We start from the raw sequence: 24,518 nt of genomic DNA, 5'->3' as shown, positions 1-24,518 counted from the left end.
GGAAACGCTACATGCGAAAATCCCCCGGTGCCCGCGCTTGCCGAAGTCATCGCCGCCCTGGAGCGGGCGTACCCGCCCGAACTCGCCGAATCGTGGGACGCCGTCGGTCTCGTCTGCGGCGACCCGGCCGAGAACGTGGACAAGGTCCTGTTCTGCGTCGACCCGGTCGACGAGACCGTCGACGAGGCGATCGACGGCGGCGCGCAGCTGATCGTCTCGCACCACCCGCTGCTGTTGCGCGGCGTCCACGGCGTCCCGGCCGACAGCACCAAGGGACGCCTCGTGCACCGCCTGATCCGCGCCGGTGTCGCCCTCTACTGCGCGCACACCAACGCCGACTCCGCCTCGCCCGGCGTGTCCGACGCGCTCGCCGACGCCATCGGCCTGACCGTCCTCGGCCCGCTCGACCCCCGCGAGGACGGCGTCACCGGCATCGGCCGCATCGGCGAACTGCCCGCGCCCGAACCGTTCTCCGCCTTCGTCGAACGTGTCGCGAACGCCTTGCCCCGCACGGAACCCGGCGTCTACGGCACGGGCGATCCGGACCGCCCGATCCGCCGTGTCGCGGTTTCCGGCGGTTCCGGCGACAGCTATCTCAAGCGGGCCACCGCCGCCGGGGTCGACGCGTACGTCACCGCCGATCTCCGGCATCATCCCGCAGGGGAACACCTCGCGGAGATCGCCGAAGTCCCCGCCCTGGTAGGCGTCACGCACTGGGCGAGCGAATGGCCGTGGTGTGAGCAAGCCTCGGCCGTCGTCCATGCCGCGTTTACGGGTAACGTCGTCGTTCACGTCTCCACGCGGTGCACCGACCCGTGGACGCTACGGGCCACCCGAACCGAGCACTAAAGAATCACAAGGAGCACCGTGAAGGCCGACCCCGCCGTCCAGCGCCAGCTGCTCGAACTCGCGAAGGTGGACGCCGAACTCTCGCGTACCGCCCACCGCCGCCGCACCCTCCCGGAGATCGCCGAGATCGACGCGGGCGAGACGACGGTGCGCGGACGACGTGACGCGCTGGTCTCGGTCCAGACGGCGGCGTCCGACCTCGACCGCGAGATCGCCCGCCAGGAGAAGGAGATCGAGTCGGTGCGCGCCCGCGGCGACCGCGACCGCAAGCTCCTCGAATCCGGTTCCGTCGCGGCCAAGCAGATGACCGACATCGAGCACGAGCTGAACAGCCTCAACCGGCGCCAGTCCGCGCTCGAGGACGACCTGCTCGAGTTGATGGAACGCCGTGAGGCGCTCGACCTCGACGCCCAGCGCACCAGTGCCGAGGTCGCCAAGGCCGAGGGAGAGGTCGCCGAAGCGATCGTCCGGCGCGACGAGAACTTCGCCGACTTCGACACCACGAAGGCGCGCCGCGACGAGGACCGCGCCAAGCTCTTGCCGCGTATCCCGGAAGACCTGCTGAAGCTCTACGAGCGGGTCCGGGCGCACAAGGGGATCGGCGCGGCGCTGCTGCGAGCCCGCCGGTGCGGCGCCTGCCAGCTCGACATCGACCGCCGTGAGATCGCCGAGATCAAGGCCGCGCCCGAGGACAACGTCATCCAGTGCGAGAACTGCGGCGCCATCCTGGTGCGCACGCTGGAGTCCGGCCTGTGACCGACCACGTGCTCGTCGAGGCCGACGGCGGATCGCGGGGCAACCCCGGTCCCGCCGGCTACGGCGCGGTCGTGAAGGACCCGGCCACCGGTGAGGTGCTCGCCGAGCGCAAGGAGTTCGTCGGCATCGCGACCAACAACGTCGCCGAGTACTCCGGCCTGATCGCCGGGCTCGCCGCGGCCGCCGAGCTCGGAGCGTCCACAGTGGACGTCCGGATGGACTCGAAGCTCGTGGTGGAACAGATGTCCGGGCGCTGGAAGGTCAAGCACCCGTCGATGCAGCCGCTGAACGCCGAGGCCAAGGAGCTGGCGGCGCGATTCTCCCGCGTGCGCTACGAATGGATCCCGCGCGCGGAGAACTCCCACGCGGACGGCCTCGCGAACGAGGCGATGGACGCCGGGACGGCGAAGAAGACCGAAGCGCCGAAGAAGACCGTGAAGCAGGACAGGATCAGCCCTGTCGGCTGGACAGGCGCCACCGGCACACCGACCAAGCTGCTCCTCGTGCGGCACGGCCAGACGGCGATGTCGGTCGACAAGCGGTACTCCGGCCGCGGCGACGTGCCGCTCACCGACCACGGCAAGCAGCAGGCAGCCGCCGCCGCGAAACGCCTCGGCTCGATGGAGGGCCTGGTCGTCGACGGTGAGGTCGCGCCGATCATCGCCTCGCCGCTGATCCGCACCCAGCAGACGGCGCAGGCGATCGCGGACGCGCTCGGCGGCCGGGTCGAGACGCATCCCGGGCTGATCGAGACCGATTTCGGCGACTGGGAAGGCCTCACCTTCAAAGAGGCCATGGACCGCGATCCCGAGTTCCAGACGAACTGGCTTTCCGACACCTCGATCGCGGCGCCGGGCGGGGAGAGCTTCGACGGCGTCCACCGGCGTGTCCGCAAGGCTCGCGACGAGCTGATCGCGCGGTACGGCGGGCGCACGCTCGTACTGGTCAGCCATGTCACGCCGATCAAGTCGCTGCTGCGGATGGGCCTGGACGCCGGGCCGTCGCTGCTGTTCCGCCTGCACCTGGACCTGGCCTCGCTTTCGATCGTCGAGTTCTATCCGGACGGCAACGCCTCGGTCCGGTTGGTCAACGACATCTCGCACCTGTCCTAGCCGGAGATTGTGGTGCGGATCACGCCTGGATATGACGTGTCGCGAGCGCGTCATGGGGTATTGGCTACAGTTTCGAAGACGGGCACGTGAGCGAGAAGGCAAAGACGGGGACATGACGGCGAGCGCACTCAGCGAAGCTTCCGAAAAAGACGTGCCCGACCCGGCGGAGACGCCGACCCGTCGCGGCCCGGCCGCCCGGATCGCGCCGTACCTGGCGGTTCTCGCCGGTGTCGCGGCGCTGGCCTGGCACGCCACCCTCTACGGCCACTGGATCGTCGACGACGCGGCCATCACCTTCTCCTACGCGCGCAGCTTCGCCGACGGTCTCGGCCCGGTGCTGCAGCCGGGGCAGCCGTCGGTCGAGGGCTGGTCGAACTCGACCTGGCTGGTGCTGCTGGCGGCGGGCAAGCTCTTCGGCATCTTCGACAGCGGCATGCTGTTCGGCCTACCCGACTACGTCCTGTTCCCGAAGCTGCTGGGGCTCCTTTTCACCGCCGGGACGCTGGCGGCCTGCCACGTCGCGGCGAAGCAGGTCTTCGAGCGCTTCGCCTGGCTGGCGACGCTGGTCGTCGGGCTGACGCTGGCCGCGATCCCGTCCTTCGTCATCTGGACGATCTCCGGGCTGGAGAACTCCCTGTTCGGGATGGCCGTCGCGTGGCTCGCCGTGCTGCTGTTCGTGGCCGTGCGCAAGAACACCGTGCTCACCGCGAAGGTCGCCATCTGGTCCGGGGTGCTGGTCGCGTTCGCCGCGCTGACCCGCCCTGAAGGCCTGATCTACGGCGCCGCGTACCCGCTCGTCGTGCTGTTCCAGCTGCGGAAGCCGCTGCTGGGGCAGAGCGTCAAGTTCGTCGTGGTGTCGGTGGTCGCGTTCGCGATCCCGTTCGGGGCGTATCTCGCCTGGCGGATCGCGGAGTTCGGCAGGCTGCTGGCGAACCCGTCCATCGCGAAGGGGCAGGGCCTGCCCGGCCTTTCGGCGCTGAAGCAGCCGTTCGAGCTGGTCGGCTACGCCGGTGTCGCCGGGACGATCCTGCTGGCGCTGACCATCGGTTACGCGCTGGTCCGCGCGGAGTGGCGGCGCGCGCTGATCGCGCTGATGACGCCGCTGGCGCTGGGCATCGTCGCCTACGGCGTGATGGTCCCGGACTGGATGGGCCAGCACCGCTTCGCGACCCCGATCTGGATCCTCGCCGCGCTGGCCGGAACGCTGGCCGCGGGTGAACTGCTGCGCCGTTCGCGGGCGGTGCTGCGGGCCGTGGTGGTGCTCGTGCTGGTCGCGGCCGCGATCCCGTCCGGGATGGGTTTCGCGTCGTCGTCGGAGAAGTTCCAAGAGTCCCCGACGGTGCCCGCGTGCCTCATCGCCGACCGCTTCGGCCGCGGCTTCAACACCATGGCCGACATCCTCGGTCTCCAGCAGGCGTCGCTGCTGCTGCCCGACCTCGGCGGCTCGTCGATGACCAGCCGCCTGCACCTGGTCGACATGGCAGGGCTGGTCGAGGCGGACATCGCGGACTTCGTCAAGAAGGGCGACATGCCGGGGCTGCGCGACTACGTGTTCGACAAGGTCAAGCCGACCTTCATCCACTCGTGGGGCCCGTGGGCCGCGGGGAACGGGATCGCGGTCGACCCGCGGATCGACCGCGACTACGAGCCGGTCTTCGTGTACCCGGGCGGCGGACTGCGCAACGGGGACTTCGTGCGCAAGGACGCCGTCTCCAGCCCCGAGAAGCTGAAAGCCGTCCAGGAGTACGCCGCGAAGACCATGCCGGAGGTCGAGAAGGTGCGCTTCGGCAGGCCGCTCAACGACTGCGGCCCCTCCATGCACCCGGGCCAGACGGTGTATTTGCCCGAGCGCTGACGCGCTCCCGACGAGACAGTCCGCCGGTCCCGTTCGACTCCGTTACGCGATGACGAGGGGTTCCGGGGTGGCGGCGCCCCGCTCCAGGTCCGCTTCCTTCGCCCGGATCACCGGCAGCACGTGCTTCCCGAAGTGCTCGACGTCCTCCAGGTAGTGCAGGAAGCCGAGCAACAGCAGGTTCGCCCCGCGCTTCTTGTACTCGATGGCCCGGTCGGCGATCTGCTCTGGCGTGCCGATCAGCCCGGTGCGGAAACCGTCGTTGTACTGCACCAGATCCTTGAACTCCGAGTCCGCCCACATCCCCTTCTTGTCCGATGTGGAGCCTCCCGCCTGCTTGACGGCGTTGCGGAATCCTTCGACAGCGTCGGTGTTCGCCTTCTCGACGATCTCGCGCAGCACGGCCTTCGCCTCGCTTTCGGTCTCCCGCGCGATCAGGAAACCGTTGAGCCCGAAGCGGACGGCGTGATCGTTCTCGGCCGCGTAGCCGCGGACTTCCCCGACCTGCTCGCTGAAGCCGTCGAAATCCTTGCCGTTGCTGAAGTACCAGTCGGAGACCCGGCCCGCGAGCTTGCGCGCCGCGGTGGAGTTGCCGCCCTGGAAGATCTCCGGATGCGGCCGCCCGAGGGGTTTGGGTTTGATGTCGAAATCGTGGATCCGATAGAAATCGCCGGTGAATTCGGCGTGGTCGTTCGTCCAGAGTTCCTTCAGTACGCGAATGAACTCTTCCGAACGACGGTACCGTTCGTCGTGTTCCAGCCACGGTTCACCGAGGTTCGTGAATTCGTCCTTGAACCAGCCGCTGACCACGTTGACCGCCGCGCGCCCGCCGGAGATGACGTCCGCGCTGGCGATGAACTTCGCGAGCACCCCGGGATGCCACAGTCCGGGGTGGATCGCCGCGATCACCTTCAGCCGCTGCGTCGCGAGCAGCAGTGCGAGGCTGAATCCGGTCGATTCGTGCTGGTAGGCGGCACCGTAACTGGCCGTGTAGCGGACCTGGCTCAGCGCGTATTCGAACCCGCTGTTCTCCGCGAGGACGGCGAGATCCCGGTTGTACTCGTATCCCCAGTCGGTGCGCTGCTCGATGTCGCTGGTGACCAGACCGCCGCTCACATTGGGGACCCAATAGGCGAATTTGAGTGGTTCGGATTCGATTCCCGGCATGCCGCGGAGTGAACCCGCCACCCCCGGAAACCGTCAATCACCGTCCACGCGCTGGGACCGGCCGAGCGCGGCACTCAATTCGGTGCGTCCGGTGATCTCCAGTTTGCGGTAGGCCCCGGACAAATGCAGTTCGACGGTGCGGCGGGTCAGGTGCAGCGCCTCGGCGATTTCCCGGTTGGTGAGACCTTGTGACGCCATCACCGCGACCCGGTATTCCTGTTTGGTGAGGCCGTGTTCGTTGTCCCTCGCCGTGGTCATGCTCGTCCGCGCGTCGCGCAGCGCCTCGGCGGCCCGCCTCGCGAGCGGCCGCGCGCCGCAGTGCTTGCCCGACTGCACGGCCCGGCGCAGCGTGACGATCGCCTTCTCGTCCTGCCCGTGCCGGGCCTGTAGCGCGCCGAGTTCGGTCAAGGCCTCGGCCAGCGCCAGTTTCGCGGTCGATCCGCCGAGGACGTCGACAGCCTTGGTGAGCAGGCGTTCGGCCTCCTCGCCATGGCCATCGTCGCGGACGAGACCGGCCGTGGTGAGCGCGCCGCCGAGAATTCTCGGCGTTCCCCACCGTTGCGCGGCGTCGAGATCCTCTTCGGCGAGCCGGGCCGCCGCGTCGGTGCGGCCGAGCGCCAGCGCGGTGCGGGCGGCGTGCGCCCGCCAGGGGGCGAACCCGGGGAAACGCATGCCGTGGTGTTCGAGACGGCGGCCGCAGCCGCGCAGATCTTCGTAGCCGAGTTCGGGCTCGCCGGTGGCCGCGCGAAGCCTGCCGCGGGCGTAGAGCAGGTAGTTGTGCGTGAAAAGTGCTTGGGTGGCCCCGAAATCGAGTTTGTCCAGCACGGCTTTCGCGACGTCGTGGCGGCCGAGGTCGACCGAGACCTCGATCAGCCTGGCCGCGCACAGCACCGCGATCGGGCAGCGGCCGGTAACGGCGCGTTCGTCGAACTGCCGCACCAGGGATTCGTAGTGGACGCTCGCCCGCACCAGATCGCCGCCCGCTTGCAGCGCGATCCCGCGGGCGAGAGTGGCGAGGGCGCCCTTCGGCACATGGAAGTCCCAGGGCAGGCGTTTGATGTCGAGGACCTGGCAGAGCTTGTCGGTGAGGGCGGCCTCGTCGGCGAGCACGGCCGTCGCGAGCGTGAAGAAGTAGGGCTGTTCGAACAGTTCGGGTTGCTCGCCGGACAACGCCTCCCCGAAATGCCGGACGGCGTTCGCCGAAGACTTCCCGCTCCGCACCGTGTCGAGCGCGAGCAATCCCGATCGGCTCTGTCTCGCGGCGGGGTCGTTCAGCGGCGCCCATTGCCGTTCGAAGTCGCGGAAGTCCGGCGGTGGCCCGAGCCTGCTGCCCGCCTCGGCGAGATAGGTCATGCACAGCAGCGGCCAGACGGCGTCGGGACCGCCCGCGTCGAGCCGCGCGGCGAACTGGCCGGCGGAGTTGATCGCCAGCCGCGCGTCCGGGCCGCAGCACAGCGAAAGGATCATGGCCGTCGCCGCGAAGGCCGCGGTTTCGCGGTCGTCGATGTGGTCGACGGCCTCGCGCACCCTGGCGGGCGCCGAATCCGGGTCGCAGTGGAACTCCGCGTGCGCGAGCTGGAGCAGGATCGCCATCCGCTTGCGTTCGCTGAGCCGTTCTTCCAACGCACGCGAAAGGAACCGGACGGACAGTTCCGGATCCCCCTCGACCACCGAATGCCGGGCGGCCAGCCGCAGGACGTCGACCGCCCACGGGATCCTGATCGCGGTCGCTTCCAGCAGATGGGCGCCGACCCGCTCCGGCGCCGCGCCCGCGTCGTGCAGGAGCCGCGCCGCCCGCGATTGGGTGACCGCCCTGGTGGTCAGCGGCATGTCGGCGAGGACCGAGTTGCGGACGAACCGGTAGGTCAGCGCCGGCCGGTGGCTGTTGGTCAGCAGGTGCACGCGCACCATCGTGTCGATGGCCTCCAGCGCGGTGATCTCGTCGACCCCCGCGAGCTGCGCCAGCAGATCGAAGGTCGCGTCCTCACCCAGGATCGCGACGGCTTCGAGCATCTTCGGCGCGGCGGTGTACTCGTGCATGCGGACCCGCAGCACCTCGCCGATCATCGCCGACCCCGCGGCGTCCAGGTCCATTCCGGGGGCCAGGCGACGCCGCAGCGCGCCGAGCAGATACGGGTTGCCGCCGGTGACCTTGTGGCATTCCTCGGCGAACCGTCCGAGGGAGACGCGAAGGAACTCCGCGACGTGCCGCGTTCCCAGCCCGCGCAGCCGGATCGTCGCCGGAGTGCAGCCGGACATCTCCAGCAGCGCGACCTCGCCGGTCTGCAGATGCCCGGTCAGGGAGGTCAGCACGACCATCACCGGCAGATGCTCCACGCGGTGCCGGATGTAGGCGAGACAGCGCATCGACCACGGGTCGGCGAGGTGGATGTTGTCGATGCCGAGGAACACCGGCCCCTGTTCGGCGACGTGGCGGACGGTGTGGAAGAAGGCGTCGAGCGCCTCTGTCTGCTCCTGCTCGTTCCGGGGACGGCGGTCCGGCAAGGATTCGACGGCGTGCGGTGCCCGCGGCCGCGGTGATCCGGGCTCGGCGGGGGCGTGGGTCAGTCCTTCGATCAGCTGACGGCCGACGCCGCCGCTCAGATGTGTCTCCAACCGGGACGCGGTCGCGATCGCGACGGTGAACCCGGCCGCTTTCGCGAGCTCGCCGGCGGCGTCGAGCACCGAAGACTTGCCCATGCCGAACTCGCCGACCACCACCGCGCTGATCGCCCGGCCGTGGAGCGCGGCCCGGAACAGCCCGGTGATCGTGTCGAGTTCGCTGTCTCGGCCCAGTAACCCGGCGGCGCGGCGCTTCGGTACCGAAGGCCCGCCGAAGGGACTCTCGGGATTTACTTCGGTATGCACCGTAGAGACCTTCGTGTCGGCTTGCGGCAGACTACTTGAACATAAGCGGTAGCGGGAGTAATCGCTGGTCGGAGCCATGGACCGGCACGTCGTCGAGGGGAGCCGGGGACAGGATGTCCGTATCCGACGAGACCCGCCGATGCCGGCCGGACGACCGTTGTGACGACATCAGGGCCGCCACGACGCAGGCCAGCAGGACCACCACGAGGTTGGCCATGATCATCGACGGCCTGCCGCAGCGCCGGACGACGACGGTGGCACCGGGGGACAGGTAGCGTAGATCGGCCTTCGCCAGCGCGTCTTCCACCGACGTGAATTCCGCGACCTGGCGCCCGCAGCGCCCGCAGCCCTTCAAATGCCTTTCGAAGGCGTAAGCCTCGGCTTGGTCGAGCACACCGAGTACGTACGCCGCCGCATCGGTGTGTTTCACCTTTCGCTTCATCATCGCGAACCCAGCTCTCCTAACGACCGTCGCAATGTCTTCATCGCCGCGTACAGCCGTGATTTGACCGTTCCCTCCGGGATTCCCAATATCACCGCCGCCTCCCGGACCGTATGCCCGGTCAGATACGTCTCGTAGATGACCGCCTGATATTTGCTGTCCAAATATCGTAACGCCTCGGAAATGACGAGCGCGGACAGTGACCGATCGGTCTGGTCCGCTATTTCGGCGTTTTCGGAACTGTCCAGCTCGACCTCCTGCGGTCGGGCACGCCGGTTTCGCCAGCCGTCGATCACGATCCGCCGGGCGACCGTGAGCAGCCAGCCGCGCAACATTCCCGGCTCGCGGTTCAACGTGTCGGAATGCTGCCACGCGCGGATCAGTGTTTCCTGGACGACATCCTCGGTCCATTGTTGATCATGGCCGGTCAGGTACATTACCTGACTGAACAGAGTCTCCCTGAAATCCTTGTACAGCAAAGAAATCAGCTCGTCAGGCATCTCGTTCACCTGATGCTCGCGGCCGAACTGACATCCTCTGCCCACAGCTTCCATAAGAGTTGCGACCTCCCCGGCGACGGAGGATTTCACAGGTTCGTACACCGTAGCGCAGACTATCGCCGTGGGCCATGTGCAGTAGTGCTCTATTTACTATTAGTTGCCCCGGTACGTATGCCGTCGATAAACGGTTCTAAATGTGTCGTGTGATGCACATCACACTGAGGTGGTGGCCAGAGATCGAACCGGCCGCTCCGGTTCGCCGTACTTCCAGTGAGGCACTTTGAAGACGGGGACGGGTGACATGATCTATCGACTGCTCGGCGTGGTGATCGCCTGCCTGGCGATATGGCTGGGAACGCCCGATCGTGCCTTCGCGGAAATCGACTCCCATGATCGGGAACTGCTCGTGCGAGTACGGCAGGCCTGCCTGTGGGAAGGTCCGATCGGACGTCAGGCGGAGCAGCGCGGGAGCGGGCAGCGCGTGCGGGAGGTCGGCCGCAAACTCGCCGACGACCATGACCGCCTCGACGCCCAGGTCCGTGAACTCGCTTCGAAGGTCCGTGTCGAACTTCCCGGCGAACCCACCGAAGAGCAGCGGTCCTGGTCGGACGAGATCGCCGCCGCCGTCGGTCCCGGCTTCGACCGCCTCTACGTCAACCGTGCCCGTGCCGCGCACGGGAGCATCTTCGGTCTCGCCTCTCAGGTCCGGGCCGCCACCCGCGACGACGCGATGCGCTCCTTCGCGCAGACCGCCGTCGACACCGTCATGCGGCATATGACCCTGCTCGAAAGCACCGGCATCGCCGAGACGACGTCCTTGACGGTCAGCCCTGCCGGCGGCAACGAACTCGGCGGCGGCGACATCGTTTTCGGCGTACTCATGGCGGGGCTCGCCGGGGGAGCGACCTTCGGGCTCGTACGGGTTCTCGGCGCCCCGGGCAGGCGTGCATGACGGCCGCGCTCCTGGCTGTCGTCACGGCCCCGTCGCCGCACGACGGCGGAGTGCGGGACATCGCCACGCTTTCGGCCCGGTTCGCCTACGTCACGCTGTGCCTGACGCTGGCGTGGGGCGTGCTGAGCGCCACCGGCTGGATCAGGCGCGTCACCGGTCACGAGGCGTTGCGCGGAGGTCACGTCGTGCTCGCGGTGTTCAGCCTCGCCACCGGAGTCGTCCACGGCCTGTCCTATCTCTTCCTCGACGACGACTCGTTCGGGCTGCTCGCGCTGCTGATCCCGTTCGCCGGCGGCGGGTTCGCACGGCACGCGGCGGGTGTCGCTGGGCTGGAACTGTTCGTCGCCGTCGCGGTCACCGCCGCGCTGGGCCGTGGGGCGATCAGCCACGGGCGGAAGCGGTTCCACCAGCTCGGCTATCTCTCGGTCGGCCTGCTGGCGATCCACTCCTGGCTCGGCGCGGCCGCCAACGGGAATCTCGCGACCGTCTGGCTCGGCGGGATCACCGTGCTCACCCCCGCCGTCGTGCTCACCGTGCTCCGGGTGCTCCCGCCGCGGGTCCTGGTCCGCCTCGGGCTGCTCGACGGCGAAACCGGCCGCGCCGAACCGGTCCGGATCTCCGTCGACGTCAAGAAATGCCACCGCTACGCCATCTGCCAGGCGGAAGCGCCGCAGGTCTTCCAGCTCACCGGGGACGGCCAGCTGCGCTATCTCCGCAAACCGGGCACCAAACAGGTGCCGCTGGTCCAGGCCGCGGCCCGGGCCTGTCCGATGCGAGCCATCCGACTGCAAGGGGCAGGACAATGAGCGAACGGATCGTCGTCGTCGGTGGCGGACTGGCGGGGCTGCGCTGCGCGGAACGGTTGCGAGAACTGCGTTTCGACGGCGAACTGGTGATCGTCGGCAACGAGCCGGGCCTGCCCTATCACCGGCCGGCGTTGTCCAAACAGCTGCTGACCGGCGGCACGGATCCGGCGGAGATGGCGCTCGCCCGGCTCGACGAGATCGACGCCGAATGGCGGTTCAACACCCCGGCCACGCATCTGCGACCGGGCCGCCAGATCGTCCATCTGCCCGGGGCGGAGGAACTGCGCTACGACGGGCTCGTCATCGCCAGCGGCGTCGAACCGCGGCGGCTTTCCGGTGTCCCGCACGGACATCCGCGCGTGGTCGTCGTCCGGACCTTGGCCGACGCCGCCGAACTGCGCGACAACCTCGCCGCCGACCACGGGCCGGTCGCGGTGCTGGGCAGCGGGTTCATCGGCTGCGAGGTCGCCGCGAGCCTGCGCGAGACGGGCCGTGAGGTCACCGTCATCGGCCGGTCGGCGCATCTACTCGGCGAGGTCGTCGGCAAGCACATCGGGCAGAAACTCTCGGCGCTGCACCGGTCGCGGGGGGTGCGGCTGGCGCTGGGCGCGTCCATCGAGAACTGGCAGACCACGGCGAACGGCCTGCGGCTGCGCTCGTCCGACGGCTGGATCCTGGACGTGTCCTGCGTCGTCGTGGCCGTCGGGACCGTGCCGTCGATCTCGTGGCTGCGCGGTGCCAAGCTGCCGCTCGACGACGGCGTCGTCTGCTCGCCCACCTGCCACGTGCTGGGGATGAGCACCATCGTCGCCGCCGGCGATGTCGCGCAGTGGCCGAACCTGCGTTTCGACGAAACACCGAGACGGGTCGAACACTGGCTCAACGCCGTCGAGATGGGCCGGGCGGCCGCGGAGAACCTCCTCGCCGGCCCGCAGGCCGCGCGGCCGTTCGCGCCGGTGCCGCGGTTCTGGTCCGAACAGCACGGCATGCGCATCCAGGCGGGCGGCATCCCGAAGCTCGGCACCGACACCGTCGCGCTCGCCTCGCCCGTCGGCGGCGAAAGGCCCGTCACCGGCTTCGTCCGCAAGGGACGCCTGGTCGGCGTCGTCGGCCTCGACAGCCCTTCCGCCGTCCTGCACTGGACCAACGAGATCGCGGAGCAGAACCCCGTCAGCCACCCGGGAGAAACGGAGACGCCTGATGCGCCGATCGCGGTTGACCATGCTCGTCGTCATCGCGGTGCTCGTCGTGGGCGCCGCGATGTGGTGGCAGGCGGCTGATCCGGGGGACCAGGTGGCGCTGACGGCGAGGGCTCCGGTCACCGAAGCCCTCCCCAGCCCGCGTGTCCCGCCGCCCGGCACCCCGCGGTCCAGCACTCCGGCGGACCCGCCGTCCGGCACGCAGCTCACCGCCGTCTACATGACACGGATGGGGCAAGCCATCCTCGACGAGACCGGCGCCGTCCTCTTCCGGTACGAACGCGACAACCCGCACAAGGCCCGCTCGGCATGCCTCGGGGACTGCGCCGAGGTGTGGATCCCCGTCGCGACCACCGGCACGCCGTCGGTGACCGGGATCGACCCGGCTCTCGTCGACACGATCAGGCGGCCCGAAGGCACCGAACAGGTGACTTTGGCGGGCTGGCCGCTCTACAAGTTCGCCAACGCGCGCCCCGGCGAATGGACCGGACAAGGCACCGACCATCTGTGGTTTGTCGTCAAACCCGACGGGCAGCGCAACCTGAACTGCCTGCCCGCGCCCGTGCAGTAGGATTCGCCGACGGACGAGTCGGCAGGGCGGCCGCGAGCCGGGAGACCGGTTCGAGGAAAGTCCGGACTCCACAGGGCAGGGTGGTTGTTAACGGCAACCCGGGGCGACCCGCGGGACAGTGCCACAGAAAACAGACCGCCTCCGCACGCTTCGCGGGCGGAGGTAAGGGTGAAACGGTGGTGTAAGAGACCACCAGCGTCCTGGGTGACCAGGACGGCTAGGTAAACCCCACCCGGAGCAAGGTCAAGAGGGAGCCGCGAGGCTCCTGCGCAGGCGATCGAGGGCTGCCCGCCCGAGCCTGCGGGTAGGCCGCTCGAGCCCGCCGGCAACGGCGGGCCTAGATGGATGGCCGCCACTCGCCCAGCCGCAAGGCGGGGCGAGGACAGGATCCGGCTTACACGCCGACTCGTCCGTTACTTCTTTCTTCACGCGCGCTCTCGCGTCGCGTGGGGTGTGTCATGAAAGGGGCGTTCAGGACGAAATTCGTCCTGAACGCCCCTTTCATGACATTTGGGCACCAATGGCCGAGTACATGAAGGGGTCCTTCATTGCGCCTAGCGCAGTGAAGGGGTCCTTCACGTACTTCAAAGGTGAAGGACTCTTTGAGGGACCCAGGGTCCCTCAAAGTTCCCCTCACTCGCCCACATCAGCACCTCCAGCCTCAGCAGCCCCACCGATCCCGGCGATGCCGCGTGAAGGCCCCCTTCCCTCGGCTCAGTCGAGGAAACTCGACCTTCACACCTTCCGGACCGCCGCCCACCTGCAGCCGACCGGCGGGGCGATAGCAAAGGTCCCCCGCTCCCGCGGCCGCCGGATCAGGGGAGGCGATACCAAAGGTCCCCCGCTCCCGCCGCAGCCACTCCCACCGCAGCCCCTTCGGACGCTGCGCCCCCTCGCTACTTGCCGGTAGGGTGCCTTCATGGGCGAAGCGAGTCGGGTCACGGGACGGTTCCGCGGGACGTTCGACGTACTGCATTCCTTTACCTACTTCGCACCCGAGACGGAAGCCGCGCTCACCGGCGCAGGTCTCCGGCCGGGGCGCATGACCTACTTCGCGGGCCGCGCGGCGCCGATGGGCGCGGTGAGCCCGGGCGTGGTCGCGGCGACGTTCTACAACTTCAATCCCGAACTGGTCGCCCGCTACATCCCGCGCGCGTGGACGCTGGCCACTCCCGAAAAGATCATCGAGGCCCGTTTCGAGGCCGTCGACGCGGCGCTGACCAGGCTGCTCGGCAAGGAGACCCTCGGCTCCGAGGAGGTCGCCGAGGCGGCCGAACTCGCTCGTGAGGCGACCGGAGGCTGTCAGGTCGACGGCCGGGCGCTCTACGCCGGGCACGCGGACCTCGGCTGGCCGAGCGAGCCGCATCTCGTCCTGTGGCACGCCATCACCCTGTTGCGTGAGCACCGCGGTGACGGGCATATCGCCGCGCTGGTCCTCAACGGTCTCGACGGCCTCTCCGCTCTTGTCACGCATACCGCCACCGGCAAGGGCTTCCTCGCCGAGGCGGCCAAGGCGTCCCGCGGCTGGAGCGACGAGCAGTGGGGCGGCGCGGTCGCCAAGCTCCGTGACAGGGGAATCCTCGACGCCGAGGGCGGTCTGACCGAGGCCGGAAACGATCTTCGCGAGCGCATCGAAGCCGCTACGAACGAGGCGTCGACAGGGCCTTGGGAGCACCTCGGCGAGGAAAAGACGAAACGGCTTCACGAACTGTGCGGGCCTTTGAGCCGTCAGGCCGTCGAAGCGGGCGCTTTTCCCGCGAATGTGTTCTCTACGGGCCGATAATCACGCTATGTAGTGAAAATGCGGGTCCGGATTTCGCTTTGGGTAACGGACGTGTGACTTTCGCTTGATCGGCACCGATGATTTTTGTCGAATGCGTGCTCACCCAGCGGACTCATGAGAAGCCACCGAACGAGTCATGTCACACTGGTCGCGGCCGGATTTTCCGCGGTCGACCCGTACTCACAGTGAGCAAGGCGCGGCTAAGCCGGGTGTTTTCGACTGCGCACTGCGAAATACGGGTGTCCGGGGTTAATCCTGACGACCCTTGCAACGATGATGGAGACCGAGGATGGTCGTGGTGCTGTGCCTCGCTCTGTGATCGGTAGACATATCGATATCAACAGAGCGCGCTTTGACCGCTACGCCTCGTGACGCCATGATGTTCGAAGCACCACCGAGCCAGAACCGCGCGAACCCCCTCTCCGCGCACCGGGAGTAATGCGATGATGACCTTGACCACCCTCGACACGCTGGCCGCCGGCGAGCTCGGCACCGGCAACGTCCGCACCTGGCTGATCGACAACATCATCCCTCTGGTGCTGCTGGCCGTCGCCCTTCTCCTGCTGTGGCTCGGCGGTGGCAAGGGGGACAACGCGGGTGTCATGCGCCGTCTCGCCGGTGTCGTGATCGCGCTCGCGATCATCGGCCTCGCGGTGAGTGGTGCCGGAGTCAACGTGGGCCAGTGGATCGCCGGCCTCTTCACGGGCTGAGGCAGGGCCCGCGTTGCGTATCCGCACCGATGACGAGGTTTACCGGGTCGATGCCGTGTGGCTCGGCCCGCCGAAAGCGACTTTTCCCTGGAGAGCCCGCTACGTCGCGTGGCTCGTCGGTATCCCGGTCTTCCTGCTCGTGCTCACCACCGAACGGTGGGCAGGGTGGAGCTTCGGGTTCTTCTCGACCGCCTGGGCTTTCGTCGCCACAATTGTGATCACCCGGTTGATCACGGCCAAGATCAGCCACGAGCGCCCGCTGGGCGCCGTGACCGCGATGGCGGCGAAAGAGCTCAACACACCAAGAGAACGGACCACGGGCACGGGTGGCGCGGCCAGCGCGTCCCGCGTCCGGGTACGGGCGAGCCGCCCGCTACCGAAGCACCGCAGGAGACGGCAGTACCAGTACGACGGCTACGGCGGCGGCGCCGGAGCTCAGGGAACACCACGAGCGCGTCGGAGCCGTCCTGCGGCTCAGGCCGGGAGGTAGTCGTTGTTCGGTCGCGGCGGAAGCCGAGGAAAACGTGATCGTGACCTGCAGCAAGGGGCCTGGAACCCGCCCCAGCAGGTCCGCTCCGCGCAGCCCAAGAAGGCCGGCAAAGGGAGGCGGCTGCCCGGTGAGGCGGCCATACCCACCTATACCCCGTCCATCGCGGCGCGAAGCATCGACGGGCACCTGTTGCGCACCGGGTACGAGGTCTACGCCTGGTACCGGCTCGCGCCGCAGCGCTGGTCGTTCCGGTCGGACTCGCAGCGCCGTGACCTGATCGCGGCCATCGCCGGGCAGTACGCGGAGCTCCAGGGCCGCTGGCTGCACCTGCGCGTGACCAACCGGCCGTACCCGATCCGCATGTGGGCCGAGGCCCACGTGCACAACGCCGTCGGCCGTCCCAAGGACGTCCCGGGCGCGCAGTCCTTCGACGACTACCTCATCGGCGAGCAGCAGCAGCTGATGGGCCGTTCGATGGCCGAAAAAGAGGTCTATCTCGGCGTCCAGGTGCAGACCCGGCGGATGATCGACCGCGCGGTCGAGAGTGCCGCCCCGGTGCTGCGCAAGATCCTGCCCGAGGCCGTCGACGCCGAACTGGCCGCGCTCGACTCCGAGGTCGAACATCTCGACCAGGTGATCGGCTCGGCCGGGCTCGAAGGCCGCCCGGTGCACGCCGAGGAGATGTCCTGGCTGATGCACCGGTCGTGCTCGCTGGGCCTGCCCGCGCCGCGCAACATGCCCGCGGTCCCGGGCGCCGCCTGGGAGCCCGAAGACCTCGCCAGTTTCACCGACGCGGCGGACTTCCACGCCGAGCCCTACGCGCCGACGGTCACCGTGCGCGGCCGCACCGGCTCGAACGCCGGGGTCTCGCGGCATCTCGCGGTCCTCACCGTCGGCCAGATGCACGGCCTGCAGATCCCCGAGGTCGACGACCCGTGGATCCAGCACGCGGACCGGCTGCCCGCCGCGGTCGAGGTGTCCGCGCGGATCTACGTCCGGCGCCCCGAAGAGGTCGCCGGTGAGCTGCAGCGCCAGATGAACAAGGTGCGTTCGCAGGTCAAGCACTACACCGACGAGCACGAGCTGGAGCCGCCGCAGTCGCTGGCGCGCCAGGCGGGCCGGGTGCTGGAGATCGACGACGAGATGACGTCGGGCTTCACCGCGCTGGCCACCCGTGTCCGTTCGTGGTGGCGGCTGGCGGTGTCCGGGCCGACGGAGCGCGACGCGCTGCGCCTGGCCCAGCAGCTTCTCGACCTCTACAAGCCGAAGATCGCCGTCGAGCATCCTGAGGCCCAGTACGCGCTGGCTCGGGAGTTCATCCCCGGCGAGCCACTGGCCTCGGCGGCGTACATGCGCCGCGGTTCGGTCGTGTGGGCGTCCTCGTCGGTGCCGACGGCGACGGCCGAGGTGGGTGACCGCCGCGGCATCCTGCTCGGCGAGACCGTGACGGCGACCCGGCGCCCGGTGGCCTGGGACCCGTGGATGGCGCAGGAGATCCGCGACGGCTCCGGCCTGACGGCGATGGTCGCCGGCCTCGGTGGCGGCAAGTCGTTCCTCGGCGGCGGCATCGTCTACAAGACGCTCCGCGCGGGCGCGCACTGGACGATCCTCGACCCGTCCGGTCCGCTGTCGCGGCTGTGCGACCTGCCCGAGCTGCGGCCGTACGCGCGGAACATCAACCTGCTCAACGCGCAGCCCGGCATCCTCAACCCGTACCGGGTGGTCGCCGAGCCGCAGATCGAGCACTTCATGGACGAGGACGACCCCGAGCGGTCGTGGCGGCGGGAGAAGGCCCTCGCGGGCGCGACCCGGCGTCGTCTCGTGCTCGACGTCCTCACCGGCGTCCTGCCCTACGAGGTCTCGCGGATGGCGCAGACCCGGATCGTGCTGCTGCGCGCCGTCCGCGCGGTCGGCGGCCGGTTCGAAGCCGACCCCGGCCAGGTCATCGACGCGCTGCGGCGGGACTCCAGCGAGCACCATGAGCACGCCGTCGTCGTCGCGGACTTCCTCGACGAGATGCGCGAGCGGATGGCGCTGCTCATCCCGGAGACCGACGCGGACCCGTACGCCGAGACCCGCGACGACAGGATGACCGTGCTGACCATGGCGGGGCTGACCCTGCCCAAGGACGGCGTCCCGCGCGAGTACTGGACGGACGCGGAATCCCTCGGCGTCGAGATGTTGAACCTCGCCGCGTGGCTGACGCAGCGGTCGGTGTACGAGAAGCCGAAGGAACTGCGCAAGGGCGTCTGGATCGACGAGGCGTTCTTCCTCTCCGAGGTCCCGACGGGCCGCGTCCTGATGAACCGCTTCGCGCGTGACTCGCGTAAGTGGAACGTCCGGGTGCTGCTCTCCTCGCAGATCCCCGCGGACTTCCTGAAGATCCAGGGTTTCGTGGCGCTGCTGGACTCGGTGTTCGTCGGACGGCTCGACGATGACGACGCCCAGGCCGACGCGCTGCGCCTGCTCAAGGTCCCGGTCGGCGTCGGCTACGAACAGGTCGTCGCCGCGCTGGGCAGGCGGCCCGGCTCGTCCCGCGATCTCCAGCGCGACGTCGAACCGCGGCAGTTCATCTTCGGTGACGGTGCCGGCGGCGTGGAGCGGATCCGCGTCGACTTCTCCGGGCCGCACCTGGAGCACCTGCGCCGGGTCATGGACACCACGCCGGGTTCACCCGACGCCAAATCGGCCAAATCGGCCAAGCCGGGCAACGACCTGGCCGTCCCGGAGGAGAAACAGTACGTCCCGGTGCCGCCGGAGGACGACTTCGAGCTCGAAGAGGACCTCGAGCTCGCGGCCGAACTCGAGGTCGGTCTCACCGATGATCAGATGCTCGGCGCCCCGGACCCGTTGGCGGCCGAAACCGGAGAAGTGCAAGGCGCTGTCCAAAACGGACATAACGGGAACGGGAGCCAAGGCGAGCAACACGCGCGCGCCGGCAAGGGTGGCACCGGCAGGGATGCCGCATGAACACGGTGATGACACTGGCGTTCGTGCTCGCGTTCGCGGCCGGCTGGCACGCGCTGCGCCGCCGCCTGAAAGAGGGGCCGCGGCCGGGCAAGACCAGACCCAGCCGCCGCGCGACGATGTTCGTCGTCATGCTGATCCTGGGTCTGCAGGCCGTGGCGACCGCTCCGGCGGCGTCGGCCGCGGCCTGCGGTGAGGCGCCGAACCCGGAACGGCCCGGCGCGGGCATGGTCGGCGCGCTCGATCCGCCCGCGACCGCTCGCGGTGAAGGCGGCAGCCCGTACAACGTCTACGGGTACGCCGGCCACGTCTGGGACACCTTCGAAACCGACTGCGGCCCGCTGGCGGGCATCACCTCGCCCAACTCGACGATCGACACCTGGGCGGGCAACCAGCTGTTCAACATCGGCAAGAACCTCGTCGGTGCCACGAACTCGCTGCACTACACCGTGTTGCAGGGCAGCCTGCTCAGCCCGCTGTACAACGCCGTCAAGGCCGGGGCGGAGAAGGTCTACAACAACATCTACGCCCAGTTGTTCGGCCTGGCCGCGCTGATCATGTCGATCATGTTGTTCCGCAACATCTGGCGCGGCGATCTCGCGGCGGTCAGCAAACGGGCGCTGTACGGGCTGGCCGCGGTCTGGCTGGCCGCGTCGTCCCTGGCGCTCCTGCGGTTCCTCGATCCGATCGACAACGCGATCGTGCAGACCACCACCAACATCCAGGCCGGCTTCATCGACGAGGCCAAGACCCCGCCGCCGACGACACCGCCGCCACCCTCGGCGCAGCCGTGCCAGGCGACCCCGGAGGCGGTGGCCGCCCGCCAGCCGTGGGACCGGGTCCCGACCGAACTGCATTGCCGGGTCGTCTACGACAACTGGCTCCGGGGAGAGTTCGGCAGCCCGGACTCGCCGCAGGCGCTCCAGTACGGCCCGCCCTTGCTGGACGCGCGTGCTTTCACCTGGGGTCAGATCCAGCAGGGCGGCGACGCCGACACCGCGCTGGTGGACTCCAAGAAGGCGGCGTTCAAGGACATCTCCACCAAACTCGGCCCGGCGACCGGCTATTTCACGGGTGAGGACGGCAGCCGCGTCGGCGCCGGTTTCCTTTCCCTCGGCCAGGGAATCGTCTACTCGCTGTTCCAGCTGCTGGCCAAGGCCACGGTCCTGCTCGCGCAGGTGCTGATCAGGATCTTCGTCCTGACGGCTCCGCTGATCGGCCTGATCGCGCTGCTCCAGCCGCAGATCATGCAGCGGATCCTCAAGGTGCTCGGCGCGGTCGCCTTCAACCTCATGGTGCTCTCGGTGCTGGCCGGCGTGCACACCCTCCTGCTGGAGGCGATCTTCACCGCGGGGAACTCGCTGTCCTTGCTGACGAAGATGGTGCTCGCGGGAATCATCACCGTGCTGTTGTTCATGGTCGGCCGTCCCGTGCGGCGGCTGTGGCAGATGGTCGAGATGTCCGTCGGCATGGTCGGCGGCGCGGTGCCGTCACCACGCGGCGGGCTCTTTTCCCGCTTCCGCAAGAAGAACAACGAGCAGACCCCGCAGGACGCGTTCTGGCAGAACGTCCGCGACACCGACGACGTCGTCGACGGCGACCTCCGCGGTCCCGTGGGCGCGACGATCGGCGGCGGCCGGTTCCGGCCCGAGGCGACGATCTTCGCCAGCTCCCAGCGGCTCGACAACGGTTCCGGCGCGATCCGGCCCGCGGCGGCCTGGTCGGGAGCGCCGTGGCCCGGCGCGGTCGGCGGTGGTGGTGGCGGCCTGCCCGCGCTCCCCGCCGGTGGCGGCCCAGGCGTGCCGGTGTTCGGCCAGTACAACCCGGCCGCGGGTGGTCCGGGCGACTCCATGTTCACCTCCGGTGGGCGGAGCCCTGTCCAGATCCCGAGCCGCCGGGTGGACACCTCGCCGGTCGCCGACCGGCGCTGGAACGACGAACCGGAGCCGGTCGTGGTGCCGTCGCGGATGAACTCCGCGGGTGGCGGCTACACCACGCCCGACTACTCGGGTGCCGTGCCGGTGCAAGCGGGACCGTCGACACCGCGGCCCCGCCGCGTCGACCCCGAAGTCGTCGCGGGCAAGCCGGTCTTCGTGCTGTACCGGCCTTCGCGCGGGCTCGAGGTCCGCGAGGAAGTCCGGGACACAGACCACGCAGTGGGCCGGTGACCCATGCCGATCCGGACCAACCGCGGGCGCACCGCGGTCTACCGCAGACTGTGGGGCTGGCCGCTGCGCTCGCCCCGCCACCTCGTCGGCACGCTGGTCGTCCTCGCGGTGGTACTCACCACGCTGGGCATCCTGCTGCCCAAGGCCCTCGGGAAACCGGGGCAGACGGCGTCCGGGCCGGGTACTTCGGCGACCTCCACGTCGCGTCCCGGCGCCGCCGCGCCGGTGACCGTGACTTCGACGTTGCCGCCGAGGCTGACCACCCAGCCGCCGCCGTCCTCCGCGCCCCCTGACCAGAGCGGTGTCAGGGTCGCCAAGGAATGGGTGACGGCATGGGCGAACCATCCGGACGGCACGACGACCGAGCAGTGGCTGAACGGCTTGCGGCCGTACACCACCGAGGAATACCTGGCCGGGGAACTGACCACGGTGGAACCCGCGAACATCACCGCGACCAAGGTGACCGGGGAGCCGCAGGTCTCGACCTCCTTCGCCGGGTCGATGGAGGTCGACGTCCCGACGGACGGGCCCAAGGTCCGGGTCACCGTCATCAAGCTGAACTTCGGGTGGCGAGTCACCAAGTTCACGCAAGCGGGCTGACCCGATGAAGATCGGGATCATCGTCGGCGTGCTGATCGCCGCGGTCTTCGCCGCGGTGGTCACGACGAGCACGGTCACCAAGGTGGTGACCGACCACATGGAGGCCCAGGCGGGCAGCGTCATCAAGACCTCCTGCGACGCGTCGATCGGGCCGACCCTGCCCGGTCAGACCGATCGCGGTTCTTCCGACATCAGCAAACTCGACGAAGAACAGAAGGGGATCGTCGGGCTGATCATCTCGATCGGCAAGCAGCGGACGCTGTCCCCGCGCGCGTGGCAGGTGGCGATCCAGGCCGGGATGACCGAGTCCAAGCTGCGGAACCTGACCCACGGCGACCGCGACTCGCTCGGCATCTTCCAGATGCGGCCGTCGATGGGCTGGGGCACCGTCGCGCAGGTCACCGACCCGCCGTACCAGGTCAACAAGTTCTTCGACGTGCTGCTCGCGGTGCAGGACTGGGAGAACATGCGTCCCGGTGACGCCGCGCAGCGGGTGGAGCGCTCCGGCTTCCCCGACCGGTACCACAGCTGGGAGCCGATGGCGGCCCTCCTCGTGCAGAACGAGGGCCAGATCGTCGACGTCGTCGGCTGCGGGACGAGCGTGGGCAGTGTGGTGCCGCCGAGCCAGGCCGCCGCGTCGGCCATCAAGTTCGCCCTCGGCGAGCAGGGCAAGCCCTACATCTGGGGCGCCACCGGACCGAACAGCTACGACTGTTCCGGGCTGATGTTGCGGGCCTACGAGTCGGCGGGGATCATCCTCCCGCGGGTTTCCCGCGACCAGTACAAGGCGGGCGCGATGCTGCCGGTCCGTCAGGCGCAGCCGGGTGACCTGCTGTTCCTGGCCACCGTCCCGTCGAACCCGGCGACCATCCACCACGTGATGATGTACCTGGGCGAGGGCAAGATCGTCGAGGCGCAGCAGACCGGGGTGCCGGTGCACATCCGCGACTTCTCCTTCGACGAGGCCGAAGTGGTCGCGCAGGCGGTCCGTCCTGGCGTTTAGCATGGTGACAGCGTGGTATCGCGATCGCGAGACCATCGGATTCACCCGAAGTGGCGGCCTGTCCACCGGCAAGCGGCCGCACACTGGCAGAGGATGAAGAACGTGGCACGGAAATTCGGAAGGCGAGGCAAGCCCGCGACGGGAGGCGGCCCGGAGGTCGATCCCCGCGATCTTTTCGGTACCGCACAGCCCGCGCGGCAGGCTGCCCGGCCGGCGTCGAGCACGCCGCTGGCGGATCAGCTGAACCAGGGCTGGCCGGGGGTCGAGCCCGGTTACGTCGTGTTGCCGCGTTCGCTGGCCGAGGGGATGTCGCTGCCCTGGCAGCAGCAGATGGCCGCCCTGCTGGCCCAGTTCCACCACGAGAACGCCCACCTCGCCTGGCCGGTGTACCGGGTCGTCCCGTCACGCTACGAAAAGCTCGTCGACCTCGACGAGGAGCAGCTGGCGGAGGCCGGCTACCTGGTCGAGATGGACACCGAAGGCGAGATGATCTACCGCGAGCGCAGCGGCCGGAAGATCGACGACCCGGCGAACACCACGGTGCTCGTCTCGTGCCTCGACCCGATCCCGAAGCCCGCGCAGCGTCAGGCACCTCCGCCGCCTTCGCAGGCCGCGCCGCCCGCGCCCGGGCAGCAGCCGCAACCGCCGCAACCGCAGCAGCCGCCGCCGCGCGCTCCGGCGGCGATGAACATCGGGCCCGCGCCGGTGTGGCGCACGGTCACCCCGCCCGCCGGGCCGCCTGCCGCACCGCCCTCTGCCGCACCTGCTGTCCCACCCTCGTCCTCACCCGCTGCCCCGCCTGCCGGGCCGCCGCCGGGTGGCTCGGCCGCGCCCCAGGCACCCGCGCCGCAATCGCCCGGGCCTCAGGCGTCCGCGCCGCAAGCACCCGCGGCTCAGGCACCCGCCTCCCAGGAGCCTGCGTCTCAGCCACCCGCGCCCCACCAAGGGCCTCCGCCCGCCGCGCCTCCCGCGCTGCCGCCACTGCCACAGCCCAGTAGGACGCGGCCTCCCGCGGGGAGCCAGCCGCCGCCGGTGACCCCGCCTCCGGCCACGCCGGAAACGCGGTCCGTCACGCCGCCCCAGGCCGAGCCGACCCAGCCCGCGAGCCCGCCACCCGCCACGAGTCCGCCGTCGTCCGCGATGCCTTCCGTCACCCCTCCGGTGACAGGGCCGCCTTCGGGTCCCTTGCCGCAGCCGGTGCCGCCCGCTTCGCCGCCGCAGGGCATCCCCGTCTCGCCGGACCTTCCCACCCCGCCACGAGGCATTCCGATGGGCCGGGGTTGGTTCGACGAACTCGGCGAGAACGTGCCGGAAAGCTCGAAGCTGGATCAGCCCGCGGGCGGCGAGTTCGGTCCGACCGGTGATCCCACGGAGATCCCGTACCGCTATCGCAAGTGATGACAGAACGTCCGGGTGATGTCACGCTGGACGTATGTCGAGCGACCCGAACCCGGATCAGGGCTGGTACTTCAACACCAAGACGAACCAGGTCGAGCACCTGGAACGAGGCCGGAGCATCGACCTCCTCGGCCCGTACCCGGACGAGGCGACGGCCAGGCGTGCCCTGGACATCGCCAAGGAACGTACGCGGCAGGCCGACGCCGAAGACGCCAAGTGGAACAGCGACTGACCTGCGGAAGGGAGCAGGGGACCTTTGCTCTCGTTCGTTAGTGCGCTAACGAACGACAGCAAAGGTCCCCTGCTCTCCTCGCGCGAAGAACCG

Annotated in this window: 21 protein-coding genes and 1 other RNA gene; 18 read left to right on the top strand and 4 right to left on the bottom strand. The window is 69.2% G+C overall.

Annotated elements, in window-relative coordinates; translation table 11 throughout:
* Positions 1 to 27 precede the first annotated feature (27 nt).
* The 4 genes from ACZ6YV_RS40245 to ACZ6YV_RS40230 all read left to right on the top strand — a co-directional run bounded on the left by ACZ6YV_RS40245 (position 28) and on the right by ACZ6YV_RS40230 (position 4,572).
* Entirely contained in the window at positions 28 to 849 is an 822-nt protein-coding gene (locus ACZ6YV_RS40245) for a Nif3-like dinuclear metal center hexameric protein (protein ID WP_465514643.1), read from the top strand.
* A gap of 18 nt (positions 850 to 867) precedes the next feature.
* Positions 868 to 1,605 (top strand): zinc ribbon domain-containing protein, encoded by a 738-nt coding sequence (locus ACZ6YV_RS40240; RefSeq protein WP_465514642.1) that lies wholly within the window; start codon positions 868 to 870, stop codon positions 1,603 to 1,605.
* Positions 1,602 to 2,717 (top strand): bifunctional RNase H/acid phosphatase, encoded by a 1,116-nt coding sequence (locus tag ACZ6YV_RS40235; protein WP_465514641.1) that lies wholly within the window; start codon positions 1,602 to 1,604, stop codon positions 2,715 to 2,717. The genes ACZ6YV_RS40240 and ACZ6YV_RS40235 overlap by 4 nt, the downstream gene beginning before the upstream one ends.
* A gap of 112 nt (positions 2,718 to 2,829) precedes the next feature.
* Complete coding sequence (locus ACZ6YV_RS40230) at positions 2,830 to 4,572, top strand: hypothetical protein (RefSeq protein WP_465514640.1); 1,743 nt, start codon at positions 2,830 to 2,832, stop codon at positions 4,570 to 4,572.
* Between the two features lie 42 nt (positions 4,573 to 4,614).
* Here the strand turns inward: ACZ6YV_RS40230 and sfnG are convergent, their stop codons facing one another.
* Genes sfnG through ACZ6YV_RS40210 form a run of 4 tightly spaced genes read right to left on the bottom strand, consistent with a single transcriptional unit; the run spans position 4,615 to position 9,600 of the window.
* On the bottom strand, positions 4,615 to 5,736 hold the full coding sequence (gene sfnG, locus ACZ6YV_RS40225) for a dimethylsulfone monooxygenase SfnG (RefSeq protein WP_465514639.1): 1,122 nt from the start codon (positions 5,734 to 5,736) through the stop codon (positions 4,615 to 4,617).
* 33 nt (positions 5,737 to 5,769) lie between these two features.
* On the bottom strand, positions 5,770 to 8,604 hold the full coding sequence (locus tag ACZ6YV_RS40220; protein ID WP_465514638.1) for an AAA family ATPase: 2,835 nt from the start codon (positions 8,602 to 8,604) through the stop codon (positions 5,770 to 5,772).
* Positions 8,605 to 8,635: 31 nt separating this feature from the next.
* On the bottom strand, positions 8,636 to 9,034 hold the full coding sequence (locus tag ACZ6YV_RS40215; protein ID WP_465514637.1) for a zf-HC2 domain-containing protein: 399 nt from the start codon (positions 9,032 to 9,034) through the stop codon (positions 8,636 to 8,638).
* An 11-nt stretch (positions 9,035 to 9,045) separates the two neighbouring features.
* Complete coding sequence (locus ACZ6YV_RS40210) at positions 9,046 to 9,600, bottom strand: sigma-70 family RNA polymerase sigma factor (protein WP_465514693.1); 555 nt, start codon at positions 9,598 to 9,600, stop codon at positions 9,046 to 9,048.
* A 247-nt stretch (positions 9,601 to 9,847) separates the two neighbouring features.
* Here ACZ6YV_RS40210 and ACZ6YV_RS40205 point away from each other — a divergent pair, with 247 nt between their 5' ends.
* The 14 genes from ACZ6YV_RS40205 (at position 9,848) to ACZ6YV_RS40140 (ending at position 24,425) form a co-directional block, all read left to right on the top strand.
* Positions 9,848 to 10,498: a DUF4142 domain-containing protein gene (locus ACZ6YV_RS40205; RefSeq protein WP_465514636.1), complete on the top strand. Its 651-nt coding sequence runs from the start codon at positions 9,848 to 9,850 to the stop codon at positions 10,496 to 10,498.
* A complete protein-coding gene (locus ACZ6YV_RS40200; protein WP_465514635.1) occupies positions 10,495 to 11,304 on the top strand; it encodes a ferredoxin in 810 nt (269 codons plus the stop codon). The genes ACZ6YV_RS40205 and ACZ6YV_RS40200 overlap by 4 nt, the downstream gene beginning before the upstream one ends.
* A complete protein-coding gene (locus ACZ6YV_RS40195) occupies positions 11,301 to 12,584 on the top strand; it encodes an NAD(P)/FAD-dependent oxidoreductase (protein WP_465514634.1) in 1,284 nt (427 codons plus the stop codon). The genes ACZ6YV_RS40200 and ACZ6YV_RS40195 overlap by 4 nt, the downstream gene beginning before the upstream one ends.
* Complete coding sequence (locus ACZ6YV_RS40190) at positions 12,505 to 13,074, top strand: COG4315 family predicted lipoprotein (protein WP_465514633.1); 570 nt, start codon at positions 12,505 to 12,507, stop codon at positions 13,072 to 13,074. Before ACZ6YV_RS40195 ends, ACZ6YV_RS40190 begins: the two co-directional genes overlap by 80 nt.
* 14 nt (positions 13,075 to 13,088) lie before the next feature.
* Positions 13,089 to 13,487: RNase P RNA component class A (gene rnpB, locus ACZ6YV_RS40185), an RNA gene on the top strand.
* Between the two features lie 506 nt (positions 13,488 to 13,993).
* Positions 13,994 to 14,857, top strand: coding sequence for an SCO6745 family protein (locus tag ACZ6YV_RS40180; protein ID WP_465514632.1), 864 nt, complete (start codon positions 13,994 to 13,996; stop codon positions 14,855 to 14,857).
* 443 nt (positions 14,858 to 15,300) lie between these two features.
* Positions 15,301 to 15,567 (top strand): hypothetical protein, encoded by a 267-nt coding sequence (locus ACZ6YV_RS40175; protein WP_005166545.1) that lies wholly within the window; start codon positions 15,301 to 15,303, stop codon positions 15,565 to 15,567.
* A gap of 13 nt (positions 15,568 to 15,580) precedes the next feature.
* Positions 15,581 to 16,057 carry a hypothetical protein gene (locus ACZ6YV_RS40170; protein WP_378240581.1) on the top strand — a complete coding sequence of 159 codons (477 nt, stop codon included), beginning with the start codon at positions 15,581 to 15,583 and terminating at the stop codon, positions 16,055 to 16,057.
* Positions 16,058 to 16,060: 3 nt separating this feature from the next.
* Positions 16,061 to 19,027: an ATP-binding protein gene (locus ACZ6YV_RS40165; RefSeq protein ID WP_465514631.1), complete on the top strand. Its 2,967-nt coding sequence runs from the start codon at positions 16,061 to 16,063 to the stop codon at positions 19,025 to 19,027.
* The gene (locus ACZ6YV_RS40160; RefSeq protein WP_465514630.1) at positions 19,024 to 21,192 is read left to right on the top strand and encodes a magnesium transporter; all 2,169 of its coding nucleotides are present in this window, start codon (positions 19,024 to 19,026) and stop codon (positions 21,190 to 21,192) included. Before ACZ6YV_RS40165 ends, ACZ6YV_RS40160 begins: the two co-directional genes overlap by 4 nt.
* Before the next feature lie 3 nt (positions 21,193 to 21,195).
* Positions 21,196 to 21,792 carry a hypothetical protein gene (locus ACZ6YV_RS40155; protein WP_465514629.1) on the top strand — a complete coding sequence of 199 codons (597 nt, stop codon included), beginning with the start codon at positions 21,196 to 21,198 and terminating at the stop codon, positions 21,790 to 21,792.
* Between the two features lie 4 nt (positions 21,793 to 21,796).
* The gene (locus tag ACZ6YV_RS40150) at positions 21,797 to 22,795 is read left to right on the top strand and encodes a C40 family peptidase (protein ID WP_465514628.1); all 999 of its coding nucleotides are present in this window, start codon (positions 21,797 to 21,799) and stop codon (positions 22,793 to 22,795) included.
* A 102-nt stretch (positions 22,796 to 22,897) separates the two neighbouring features.
* Positions 22,898 to 24,193, top strand: a complete 1,296-nt coding sequence (locus ACZ6YV_RS40145; protein WP_465514627.1) for a hypothetical protein — start codon at positions 22,898 to 22,900, stop codon at positions 24,191 to 24,193.
* Positions 24,194 to 24,227: 34 nt separating this feature from the next.
* On the top strand, positions 24,228 to 24,425 hold the full coding sequence (locus tag ACZ6YV_RS40140) for a hypothetical protein (protein ID WP_465514626.1): 198 nt from the start codon (positions 24,228 to 24,230) through the stop codon (positions 24,423 to 24,425).
* Positions 24,426 to 24,518 lie beyond the last annotated feature (93 nt).

It is taken from the genome of Amycolatopsis sp. NPDC102522 (genome assembly GCF_055584485.1).
The sequence above is the reverse complement of the archived record's forward strand: the minus strand, read 5'-3'. Positions and strand labels throughout refer to the sequence as shown.